The 11,178-nt window shown below is 71.6% G+C and carries 9 protein-coding genes; 7 read left to right on the top strand and 2 right to left on the bottom strand.

Annotated elements, in window-relative coordinates; genetic code table 11:
• Positions 1-40 precede the first annotated feature (40 nt).
• Positions 41-1,111, top strand: coding sequence for a DUF1996 domain-containing protein (locus RBJ65_RS19380; RefSeq protein ID WP_306317450.1), 1,071 nt, complete (start codon positions 41-43; stop codon positions 1,109-1,111).
• A 1-nt stretch (position 1,112) separates the two neighbouring features.
• A complete protein-coding gene (locus RBJ65_RS19375; RefSeq protein WP_306317449.1) occupies positions 1,113-3,551 on the top strand; it encodes a glycoside hydrolase family 3 protein in 2,439 nt (812 codons plus the stop codon).
• A gap of 155 nt (positions 3,552-3,706) precedes the next feature.
• On the opposite strand, the gene RBJ65_RS19370 is transcribed toward RBJ65_RS19375, so the two are convergent.
• Positions 3,707-5,029 carry an ROK family protein gene (locus RBJ65_RS19370; RefSeq protein WP_306317448.1) on the bottom strand — a complete coding sequence of 441 codons (1,323 nt, stop codon included), beginning with the start codon at positions 5,027-5,029 and terminating at the stop codon, positions 3,707-3,709.
• A 120-nt stretch (positions 5,030-5,149) separates the two neighbouring features.
• Here RBJ65_RS19370 and RBJ65_RS19365 point away from each other — a divergent pair, with 120 nt between their 5' ends.
• The 4 genes from RBJ65_RS19365 to RBJ65_RS19350 are packed head-to-tail and all read left to right on the top strand — an operon-like array spanning position 5,150 to position 9,757.
• Positions 5,150-6,466, top strand: coding sequence for a sugar ABC transporter substrate-binding protein (locus tag RBJ65_RS19365; protein WP_306317447.1), 1,317 nt, complete (start codon positions 5,150-5,152; stop codon positions 6,464-6,466).
• A gap of 14 nt (positions 6,467-6,480) precedes the next feature.
• The gene (locus tag RBJ65_RS19360; protein WP_306317446.1) at positions 6,481-7,476 is read left to right on the top strand and encodes a carbohydrate ABC transporter permease; all 996 of its coding nucleotides are present in this window, start codon (positions 6,481-6,483) and stop codon (positions 7,474-7,476) included.
• A 37-nt stretch (positions 7,477-7,513) separates the two neighbouring features.
• Positions 7,514-8,353, top strand: coding sequence for a carbohydrate ABC transporter permease (locus tag RBJ65_RS19355; protein WP_306317631.1), 840 nt, complete (start codon positions 7,514-7,516; stop codon positions 8,351-8,353).
• 48 nt (positions 8,354-8,401) lie between these two features.
• Complete coding sequence (locus tag RBJ65_RS19350) at positions 8,402-9,757, top strand: GH1 family beta-glucosidase (protein ID WP_306317445.1); 1,356 nt, start codon at positions 8,402-8,404, stop codon at positions 9,755-9,757.
• Positions 9,758-9,770: 13 nt separating this feature from the next.
• On the opposite strand, the gene RBJ65_RS19345 is transcribed toward RBJ65_RS19350, so the two are convergent.
• Positions 9,771-10,793: a LacI family DNA-binding transcriptional regulator gene (locus tag RBJ65_RS19345; protein WP_306317444.1), complete on the bottom strand. Its 1,023-nt coding sequence runs from the start codon at positions 10,791-10,793 to the stop codon at positions 9,771-9,773.
• A gap of 79 nt (positions 10,794-10,872) precedes the next feature.
• On the opposite strand from RBJ65_RS19345, the gene RBJ65_RS19340 reads away from it, so the two are divergent.
• A complete protein-coding gene (locus tag RBJ65_RS19340; protein ID WP_306317443.1) occupies positions 10,873-11,166 on the top strand; it encodes a DUF6332 family protein in 294 nt (97 codons plus the stop codon).
• The last annotated feature ends 12 nt before the right edge of the window (positions 11,167-11,178 follow it).

The raw sequence follows: 11,178 nt of genomic DNA, 5'->3' as shown, positions 1-11,178 counted from the left end.
TACCCCATCACACCAGGTACCTCAGAGGGCAGGAGGCCCCATGAGACCGCGTTCGAAGCTCCCCGCGCTGCTGCTCGGCAGCGCCCTCGTCGCCAGCGTGCTCGGCATCGGCTCCATCGCCACGGCGGCCGGTCCCGAGAACGTCCGGGCCACCGCGCACACCGGACACACCATGGCCGTGTCGACCCAGGCGTCCGGCGACGACCCCGACGGCGACGGGTACATCCCGGCCGTCCCCCAGGTCACCGGCGTGACCCCGTCCACGGCCACCCCGCCGCCCCGCTACCACAAGGAGTTCCAGGCCAACTGCGACGCCACGCACACCGCGCCGGACGACCCGATCGTCTACCCGGGACAGCCCGGAAAGTCCCACGACCACACCTTCATGGGCAACAAGTCGACGAACGCGAGCAGCACGACGGCGAGCCTCTACGGCGGTGCCACCACCTGCAAGGCACCGGCCGACGCCTCCGCGTACTGGATGCCGTCCCTGTACAAGGGCGACAAGAAGATCCTGCCGGTCGGCCCGCAGGTCATCTACTACAAGTCCGGTGTCACCGACTACACGAGCGTGCGGCCGTTCCCCAAGGGGCTGCGGTACGTCGTCGGCGACCCCATGCAGAGCGCCCAGGAGTTCCGCGCCCACAAGGGGTTCGTCGAGGGCTGGGAGTGCGGTGACAGCTTCTTCAACGTCGACTTCCCCGCGAGCTGCCCGAGCCGGCCCGACGTCCAGCTCAACATCCGCTTCCAGGCGCCGAGTTGCTGGGACGGCAAGTACCTCGACACCCCCGACCACCGGAGCCACATGGCGTACCCGGTCGTGAAACCCGGGACCAACGACAACATGTGTCCGACGTCCCACCCGGTCGCCCTGCCGATGATCGAGTTCAAGATGGCCTTCCCGGTCAACGGGGACATGAGCGACGTCCGGCTGGCGAGCGGGCGCGGCTACTCCTTCCACTACGACTTCTTCAACGCGTGGGAGGAGCGGACGCTCAAGGCGCTTGTCGACGGCTGCATCGTGGGCGGCTTCCAGTGCGACGCGCGCGGCTACGACCTGTACCACCCGGAGCGCGGCGCGGTCCTGGACGCGGACTACCGGTTGCCGTGACATGGACGACCTGACACTCGATCGGCTGATCGGAAAGCTGAGCCTCCCTCAGAAGGTGCGCCTGCTCACGGGCGTGACGACCTGGCGCACCGCGGGTGAGCCCGCGATCGGCCTTCGGGAGATGGTCACATCGGACGGTCCTGCCGGGGTGCGCGGCGAGTCGTGGGACGAGCGGCGCACCTCGGTCCTGCTGCCCTCCGCCTCCGCGCTCGGCGCGATGTGGGACGAGGAACTGGTGGAGCGGCTCGGGGGCCTGCTCGCCACCGAGGCCGCCCGCAAGGGCGTCGACGTGGTGCTCGCCCCCACCCTCAATCTGCACCGCAGCCCGCTGGCGGGACGCCATTTCGAGTGCTTCTCCGAGGACCCGGAACTGACCGGCCGCACCGGAGCCGCCCTCGTCCGGGGCGTCCAGGCGCTCGGAGTGGCGGCCACCGCCAAGCACTACGTGGCCAACGACTCCGAGACCGACCGGCTGACCGTCGACGTCCGGATGTCCGAACGCGCGCTGCGCGAGGTGTACTTGGCGCCCTTCGAGGCGGCCGTCGAGGCCGGGGTGTGGCTCGTCATGGCCGGCTACAACGCCGTCGGCGGCGCCACCATGACCGCCAGCCCGCTCCTCGCGGAACCCCTCAAGGGGGAGTGGGGCTTCGACGGGGTCGCCGTCTCCGACTGGGCGGCCGTACGCACCACGGAGGAGACCGGCCGCGCCGCCCTCGACCTGGCGATGCCGGGCCCCGAAAGCCCGTGGGGCGCGGCGCTGGTCCGCGCGGTGAAGGACGGGCTCGTCGCCGAGGAGGCGGTCGACGACAAGGTGCGGCGGCTGCTCCGGCTGGCCGTTCGGGTGGGCGCGCTCGGGCCGCGTCGCCCGCGTAGGGCGCGGGTCGCGGCGTCCCGTTCCCGCGACACCCGGGCGCTGTTGCGCCGCGCCGCCAGCGCCGGTTCGGTGCTGCTGAGCAACCGCGGCGTGCTGCCGCTCGACCCCGGCGGGCTCTCCACCGTCGCGGTCGTCGGCGCGCACGCCGCGGTCCCGCGCGTCCAGGGCGGCGGCAGCGCGGGCGTGTTCTGCTCCGACGTGGTCACGCCGCTGGCCGGCATCCGGGCCCGGCTGCGGGGGCGGGCCCGCGTGGTGCACGAGCCGGGCCCGTCGTCCGGGGCGCCGCCGGCACCGCTCGACACCGACCGGTGCGTCGACCCGGCATCGGGCGCACCCGGCGTGCTGCTGCGGGTGCTGGACGCGGCGGGCCGCGAGCTGTACTCCCAACACCGGCTGTCGGGGCGGCAGTTGGAGCCCGATCTGCCACCCGGCGCGCACACGGTGGAGATCGACGCGGTGCTGCATCCGCAGCGGTCGGGGGAGTGGACGTTCGGCGTCGGCGGCTTCGGCCGCATGACACTCACCGTCGACGAACACACCCTGCTGGACGGCGAGTTCCCCGGTGTCACCGACGACCCGGCCGTCGTCCACGTCACCCCGCCCGTGCACACGGCGCGTACGACACTGGCCGCGGGGCACCCCGTGCGCGTGGTGGCCCGACGGGAACTGGTGCCCGGCCGCGGCCGCGCCACCGTCGTCGTCGCGGCGCCGCCGGAACCCGACCCGGCGACCGCCGTGGCGGACGCGGTGCGAGCGGCACGGGACGCCGACGCCGCGATCGTCGTCGTAGGCACCACCGAGCACAGCGAGACCGAAGGCCACGACCGCGCCGGTCTCTCCCTCGGCGGGCACCAGGACGAGCTGGTCCGCGCGGTGGCCGCCGCGAATCCACGTACGGTCGTGGTCGTCAACAGCGGCGGACCGGTCGAGCTGCCCTGGCGCCACGACGCGGGCGCCGTGCTGCTGACCTGGTTCCCGGGGCAGGAGGCAGGCGCGGGCCTCGCCGACGTCCTGTTCGGCCTCGCCGAACCCGGCGGCCGGCTCCCCACCACATGGGCCGCCGCCCTGGCGGACGCGCCCGTCACCCGCACCCGGCCGACCGACGGCCGGCTCGACTACGCCGAGGGCCTGCACATCGGCCACCGGGCCTGGCTGCGGGCGGGCCGCGAACCCGCCTACTGGTTCGGCCACGGACTCGGCTACACGACCTGGGAGTACGTGTCCGTGGAGGCCCCTGAACACCTCGCGGCGGGCGAGCCGTTGACCGTCCGCGTGATGGTGCGCAACACCGGCAGCCGCGCCGGACGCGAGGTCGTACAGGTCTACCTCGCCAGGGCCGATTCGGCGGTGGAGCGCCCGGTGCGCTGGTTCGCCGGGTACGCGGCGGTGCGCGCGGAACCGGGCCGCACGGCGCGTGCCGAGGTGACGGTGGGCCCGCGTGCGCTGCGGCACTGGTCCGCCGAGGACTCCGGCTGGGTCACGGAGCCGGGAACGTACCGGCTGATGGTGGGCAGGTCGGCGGGGGACACGCGGTGGGAGGGAAGTGTGACGGTCGACGACCGGTGAGGGGGTGAGAGGGGTGGCGGTGAGAGGGGTGGCGGTGAGCCGTGGAAAGGGTGGCGGCGGTCGGGGCGCCGTGCCTCCGGCCGATGCCCGGGCGGCGCCCCCTCATCGCCCGCCCCTCCCCGACAGCTGCCGCTCACCCCTACGACGGCCGCCGCTCACTGCACCGTCCGCTTCCGCAGCGCCGTCCGCCACGCCGGGGCCGGCTCCTCCGGTTCGGTCTCCTCCGGCCGGCCGCCGCGCGCGAAGAAGCCCGCGAGCGGCAGGATCGCGGCGCCCACGGTGACGGCGTCGGGGCCCAGGGTGCCGAGGTCGATGCGGACGCGGGCGGCCGGATAGGTCAGGGCGTACGACGTGGCGTGGTCCTTCACCGCGTCCAGGAAGCGGCGGCCGAGCTGGAGTCCGGCCCAGCCGCCGACCAGGATGCGTTCGGGCTGGAAGAGGTTGATCAGGTCGGCGAAGCCCGCGCCGAGGTACTCGGCGGTCTCTTCAAGGACGGCCACGGCGGTCGCGTCGGGTTCCGGGGCGGCGCCCGCCGCGTCCGGCCCCGGGTACGCGGCCGCGAGCATCGCGGTCAGCGCCGTCTCCTCGTCCGCGCCCTCGGGCGGCCGGCCGCCCGCCTCCGCCCAGCGCTGGAGCAGCGCCTCCGCACCCGCGTACGCCTCCAGGCACCCCCGGGCGCCGCAGCGGCACCTGCGCCCGCGCACCCGCACCGTCAGATGCCCCCACTCCACGGCCCGGCCGGGCCCCATGTCGTCGCTGACGACACACGCGCCGACGCCGGAGCCGAAGAGCACCACCGCCGCGCTCTGCGCGCCGCGCCCGGCGCCGAACCACATCTCCGCCTGACCGAGCGTCCTGGCGCCGTTGTCGATGTAGTACGGCACCGTGTCGGGCAGCAACTGGGCCTCGCGCAGCAGCCGTTCGAGCGGGACGGCGTCCCAGCCGATCGTCTGGCCGTGCACGACGGCGCCGTCCTCCGGGGTCCTCGCGACGATGCCGGGCACCCCGACCCCGACGCCGAGCAGCCGCTCGGCCGCGATGCCCGCCTCGTGGAGGACCTCGGAGATGCCCTCGCTCAGATGTGTCACGACGGTGCCGACGTCGTAGCGGTCCAGGCGGTTCGGGCCGTCGGTCTTCAGCGGCTTCTCGACCCTGGCCAGCTCGGTGAGGGCCAGGTCGAAGAGCTCGACCCGGACCCGCGTCTCGCCGATGTCGACGCCGATCAGATAGCCGCTGCGCGCGCTGATGCGCAGCAGTGTGCGGGGCCGGCCGCCCGCCGAGTCGACGCTGCCGGCCTCCTCCACCAGGCCCTCGTCGACGAGTTCGGAGACCACGTTGCTCACCGAGCCCGAACTCAGGCCGGTGGCGGGCCCGAGAGAGAAGCGGCTGAGCGGGCCGTCGAAATACAACCGTTGCAATACCGCGGTGCGGTTCTCGCGTCGCAGGTCACGCACTGTACGGCCGTTGCGCACTGTCACTTTGTCCCCTCGTCCCGAAGTCCTGCTCGCAACCTACATGGGTCGAAGGCCTTGACGCGACCTTCGCTTGAGGTTTAACTCACGCTCTAAATTAAGACTTCCCGGAAGGTTTCTGAAGTCATGCGAAGCATCAGAGCCGCGGCCGTCGGCGCCGTCACCCTCTCGCTCGTCCTGTCCGCGGCGGCCTGCGGCGGCGGTACCTCCGGCTCGGAGGGCGGCAACTCGCAGCCGAAGACGCTCACTTACTGGGCCTCCAACCAGGGGGCGAGCCTGGAGGTGGACAAGAAGGTGCTGCGGCCCGAACTCGACAAGTTCGAGAAGCGGACCGGCATCAAGGTGAAGCTGGAGGTCGTGCCCTGGGCGGACCTCCTCAACCGCATCCTCACCGCCACCACGTCGGGGCAGGGCCCCGACGTCCTCAACATCGGCAACACCTGGAGCGCCTCGCTCCAGACCAGCGGCGCCCTGCTGCCCTGGGACGCCAAGAACTTCGAGGCGATCGGCGGCAAGGACCGCTTCCTGGAGTCCGCGCTCGGCTCCACCGGCGTCCAGGGCAAGGACCCGGCCGCCGTACCGCTGTACTCCATGGCCTACGCGCTCTACTACAACAAGAAGATGTTCGCCGAGGCCGGCATCGACAAGCCGCCGACGACCTGGGCGGAGCTCGCCGAGACCGGCAAGAAGCTCTCCAAGAACGGCAAGTGGGGCCTCGGCGCCGAAGGCTCCAACCTGTCGAACAACATCCACCAGGTCTTCGTCCTCGCCAAGCAGCACGGCGCCGACTTCTTCACCCCGGACGGCAAGGCCGACTTCACCTCCGACGGCGCCGTCGCCGGAGTGAAGCAGTACGTCGACCTGATGGCCAAGGACAAGGTCGTCGCGCCGGGCAACGCCGAGTACGCGCAGAACCAGTCCCTGAGCGACTTCGCCAAGGACAAGACGGCGATGGTGCTGTGGCAGACCGCCTCCGCCACCTTCAAGACGCAGGGCATGAAGGACGACGAGTGGGGCGTCGCCCCCGCCCCCGTACAGTCCGGAAAGCCCGGCCAGGGCAAGGCCACCAACTCGATGGTCGCCGGCATCAACATGGCCGTCTTCAAGAACACCCAGAACCTCGACGGCGCCAAGAAGTTCGTGAAGTTCATGACCAGCGACGCCGAACAGGTCACCTTGAACAAGGCCTACGGCTCCATCCCGCCGGTCAAGGCCGCCCAGCAGGACCCCGCCTTCAACGCCCCGGCGGTCGCCGCGCTCAAGGAGACCCTCGCCACCAGCGCCACCGCGCTGCCGCAGGTCGCCGAGGAGTCGCAGTTCGAGACCGTCGTCGGCACCGCCGTCAAGGAACTCTTCGCCGACGCCGCCGCGGGCCGCGCGGTGACCACCGCGTCCGTGCGGGCCAAGCTCACCAAGGCCCAGCAGCAGATGACGAAGAAGTGAGCGCGGACACCTCCATGACCACCACCGCCCCCCTCAGCGCAGGCGAGCGGACGGCGCACCAGAAGACCCCCGGGGCGGCGCCGCGCAGGCGCCGCCCCGGGCGGCTGCGCCGCATCGGACTGCCGTACCTGCTGCTGCTCCCCGCACTGCTCCTCGAACTCCTGGTCCACCTGGTGCCGATGGTCATCGGCATCGTCGTCAGCTTCAAGGAGCTGACCCAGTTCTTCATCCGCGACTGGGGCACCGCGCCCTGGGCAGGACTCGACAACTACTCCCTGTCCGTCGACTTCGACGCACCCGTCGGCAAGGCGCTGCTCGGCTCCTTCCTCACCACCTGCCTGTTCACCGTCCTGTCCGTCGGACTGTGCTGGCTGCTCGGAGCGGCCGCCGCGATCTTCATGCAGGAGACCTTCCGCGGCCGCGGCATCCTGCGCACGCTCTTCCTGGTGCCGTACGCGCTGCCCGTCTACGCCGCCGTCATCACCTGGGCGTTCATGTTCCAGCGGGACAACGGCCTGGTGAACCACGTGCTGCACGACCAGCTCGGGCTCACCGACAGCGCCCCTTTCTGGCTGATCGGCGACAACAGCTTCGTCGCCCTGCTCGTCGTATCGGTGTGGAAGGGCTGGCCGTTCGCCTTCCTCATCATCATGGCCGGGCTCCAGAACATCCCGAGGGACGTCTACGAGGCCGCGGCCCTCGACGGCGCGGGCATGTGGCAGCAGATCCGCCGCATCACCCTGCCAGCGCTGCGCCCCGTCAACCAGGTCCTCGTCCTCGTCCTGTTCCTGTGGACCTTCAACGACTTCAACACGCCCTTCGTGCTGTTCGGCAAGGCGGCGCCGGAAGCCGCGGACCTCATCTCGATCCACATCTACCAATCCTCGTTCCAGACCTGGAACTTCGGGACGGGCTCCGCGATGTCGGTGCTGCTGCTCCTGTTCCTGCTCGTGGTGACGGGCGGCTACCTCTGGTTCACCTCCCGAGGAAGGAAGGCCACCGATGTCTAGCCCCACGGCCACTACGCTCCGGCAGCCGCGCTCCCCGATGGCGGCGCCCCGGTCCTTCCTCTGGAGTCGCCGCATCTTCCTGACGCTCCTCGCCGCCTTCGTGCTGCTGCCCGTGTACGTGATGGTGTCCAGCTCGCTGAAGCCGCTGGAGGACGTGTCGGGGAAGTTCGAGTGGCTGCCGTCGGGCCTCACCATCCGCCCCTACTTCGACATCTGGAAGACGGTGCCGCTGGCCGACTACTTCATGAACTCACTGATCGTGGCGGGGGCGGCGACCGTCTGCTCGGTCACGGTCGCCGTGTTCGCGGCGTACGCGGTCAGCCGCTACTCGTTCCGCGGCAAGCGCGTCTTCACGGTGACGGTCCTGTCGACCCAGATGTTCCCCGGCATCCTCTTCCTGCTGCCGCTGTTCCTCATCTACGTCAACATCGGCAACGCCACCGGCATCGCGCTGTTCGGCTCCCGGGGCGGCCTGATCCTCACCTACCTCACGTTCTCGCTGCCCTTCTCCATCTGGATGCTGATCGGGTACTTCGACTCGGTGCCGAGGGACCTCGACGAGGCGGCCAAGGTGGACGGCTGCGGGCCGCTCGGCGCCCTGTTCAGGGTCATCGTGCCCGCCGCGATCCCCGGCATCGTCGCCGTCGCCGTCTACGCGTTCATGACCGCGTGGGGCGAGGTCCTCTTCGCCTCCGTCATGACCAACGACACCACCCGCACCCTCGCCGTCGGACTCCAGGGCTACTCCACCCAGAACGACGTGTACTGGAACCAGATCATGGCGGCCTCACTCATCGTCAGCCTGCCCGTCGTCGCCGGCTTCCTGCTGCTTCAGCGCTACCTCGTCGCCGGGCTCACGGCGGGCGCGGTCAAGTAGCCGCGAGCCACCACCTGTTCCCCCTCACGTACTCCAGAAAGGCCCTCCGTGTACGAATCGCTTGACCTCGCCGCCTTCCCCGCCGGCTTCACCTGGGGCACGGCCACCTCCGCCTACCAGATCGAGGGCGCCGCCACCGAGGACGGCCGCGCACCCTCGATCTGGGACACCTTCTCCCACACCCCCGGCAAGGTCGACGGCGGCGACCACGGAGACGTGGCCTGCGACCACTACCACCGGTGGCCCGAGGACATCGGCTGGATGAAGCGGCTCGGCACCGACGCCTACCGCATGTCCGTCGCCTGGCCCCGCGTGCTGCCCGGGGGAGACGGCCCGGTCAACGCGGCGGGCCTCGACTTCTACGACCGCCTCGTCGACGCCCTCCTCGACGTCGGCATCACCCCCAACATCACCCTCTACCACTGGGACCTCCCGCAGGCCCTCCAGGACCGCGGCGGCTGGACCGTCCGCGACACCGCCGAACACCTCGCCGACTACGCCTCCGTGGTCGCCGCCCGCCTCGGCGACCGCGTCACCCGGTGGGCCACCCTCAACGAACCGCTCTGCTCCGGCTGGATCGGCCACCTCGAAGGCCGCATGGCCCCCGGCCTCACCGACCTCACCGCCGCCGTGCGCGCCTCGTACCACCTGCTGCTCGCCCACGGCCTCACCACCCACGCCGTCCGCGCCGCGGTCCCCGGCGCCCAGGTCGGCCTCGTCACCAACCACTCCACCATCGAGGCCGCCTCGACCCGCCCCGAGGACATCGCGGCGGCCACCCGCATGGACGGACACACCAACCGCTGGTGGCTCGACCCCGTCTACGGCCGCGGCTTCCCCGCCGACATGCGCGAGCTGTACGGCGTCGAACTCCCGGAGCGCCCAGGCGACTTGGAGACGATCGCGGCGCCCCTCGACTGGCACGGCCTCAACTACTACTTCCCCGCGACCGTCACCGACGACCCCCGGGGCCCCGTCCCGTACGCCCGCGAGGTCCGGCTGCCCGACGTGCCGCGCACCGGCATGGACTGGCAGATCGACGCCGGGGGCCTGGAAGCGCTGCTGCTGCGCCTGACCGACGACTACGGGGCGCGCGAGCTGTACGTCACCGAGAACGGCTCCGCGTTCCCCGACACCGTCACACCCGACGGCGCCGTCCACGACCCCGACCGGGCCCGCTACTTGGAGGAGCACGTGAGCGCCTGCGCCCGCGCCATCCGCAAGGGCGCGCCGCTCGCCGGGTACTACGCCTGGTCCCTCCTCGACAACTTCGAGTGGGCGTACGGCTACGACAAGCGCTTCGGCCTCGTCCACGTCGACTACGCGACCCAGACCCGCACCCTGAAGAGCAGCGGGCGGCGGTACGCGGACATCATCCGCGCCCACCGGGAGTCCCGGGCCTGACGTCCGCGCAGGATCAGGCGGAGTCGCGTACGACCAGCTCCGGTTCGAAGAGGAGGACGTGCGGTTCGGCGGTGCGGGCGCCCTGGACCTGCTCGCCCAGCAGCCGCGCCATGGCCGCCGCCATGTCCTCCACCGGCTGGCGCACGGTGGTCAGCGGCGGCCGGCACGTCACCGCGATGCTGGAGTCGTCGAACCCGACGACGGCGACGTCGTGCGGGATGCGCCTGCCATGTTCGCGCAGAACCTGGCAGGCGCCCTGGGCCATCAGGTCGTTGGCCGCGAACACGCCGTCCACGTCGGGGTGTTCGCGCAGCAGCGTGGTCATGGCCGTGGCCCCGCTGTCCAGCGTGAAGACACCCTCGGCGACGGGAGGTGTGTCGTGTCCGGCGCGTGTCAGCGCGTCGCGGAACCCGGCGAGGCGCTCCCGACCGGCCCGCAGCTCCAACGGGGCGCTGATCGCGGCGATCCGGCGGCAGCCCCGGGCAAGCAGGTGCTCCCCGGCGAGCCGGCCGCCCGCCGCGTGGTCCAGGTCGACGCAACTGACCGGAACCTTCCGGGCGGGACGCGCGAACAGCACCGTGGGGACGTGGGCCGCGAGCAGCAGCTCCGGCAGCGGGTCGTCGGGCCGCACGGACACCACGAGCGCACCGTCCGCGCTGCCCTGCCGTACGTAGTCGACCACTTGCTTCCTGGCCGGCTCCGACTCCGCGAACAGCAGCACCGGTTGCATCGCGCGGGCCCGCAGGTACCCCATGGCGCCATTGACGACACGGCCGAAGAACGGGTCGGCGAAGACGCGGCCGACGAAGGCGTCGCCCGCGCCGGAGACGATGAGCGCCACCGTCCCGGTACGCCGGGTGACCAGCGTCCGCGCCGCGCGGTTCGGCGTGTAACCGGTCCGTTCGATCGCGCTGCGGACGAGGTCCTGAATGCTCGGGTCGACATTGCGTACGCCGTTCACGACCCGCGACACGGTGGCGCGGGAGACCCCCGCCTCCCGCGCGACGTCCTCCAGCGTCGGGGCCTGCCTGTTCATAGGGCGAACCTTAACGCCGGGCACTCCACGTACGGCGCAATATGATGGGTGGGACAGGCACCGGGCGGGAGCGAACGCGATGACCACCACACCCACACGTGGCACTCGGGCACGTCGGACCCAGGCCGAGCGGGACGCGATGACCGTCGAGATCGGCTACGCGCTGTTCTCCGCGACGCTGTACGCCGCCGCCGCGTTCCTCCTCTTCGTACTGCCGGTGCTGTACGGCCTGGTGTCCGGCGCGGCGAAGAGCGGATTCGTCACCGCGGCGGGGGTCGCGGCGGCCCTGGCGTTCGCCGCCCGGACGGCCGAGGTGCTGTGGCGGTCCGGACGGCGCGCCCCCGAGCCCGACCATGGGACGACCGAGGAGTAGCCGGGGGGAGGG

Source organism: Streptomyces sp. KL109B, from assembly GCF_030766935.1.
Classification (GTDB): domain Bacteria; phylum Actinomycetota; class Actinomycetes; order Streptomycetales; family Streptomycetaceae; genus Streptomyces.
This window is presented reverse-complemented; position numbering and strand designations above follow the sequence as displayed.

Coding starts and splice junctions, on each gene's coding strand:
- RBJ65_RS19380 (WP_306317450.1), top strand. CDS start 41: ATGAGACCGCGTTCGAAGCTCCCCGCGCTGCTGCTCGGCAGCGCCCTC.
- RBJ65_RS19375 (WP_306317449.1), top strand. CDS start 1,113: ATGGACGACCTGACACTCGATCGGCTGATCGGAAAGCTGAGCCTCCCT.
- RBJ65_RS19365 (WP_306317447.1), top strand. CDS start 5,150: ATGCGAAGCATCAGAGCCGCGGCCGTCGGCGCCGTCACCCTCTCGCTC.
- RBJ65_RS19360 (WP_306317446.1), top strand. CDS start 6,481: ATGACCACCACCGCCCCCCTCAGCGCAGGCGAGCGGACGGCGCACCAG.
- RBJ65_RS19355 (WP_306317631.1), top strand. CDS start 7,514: ATGGCGGCGCCCCGGTCCTTCCTCTGGAGTCGCCGCATCTTCCTGACG.
- RBJ65_RS19345 (WP_306317444.1), bottom strand. CDS start 10,793: ATGAACAGGCAGGCCCCGACGCTGGAGGACGTCGCGCGGGAGGCGGGG.
- RBJ65_RS19340 (WP_306317443.1), top strand. CDS start 10,873: ATGACCACCACACCCACACGTGGCACTCGGGCACGTCGGACCCAGGCC.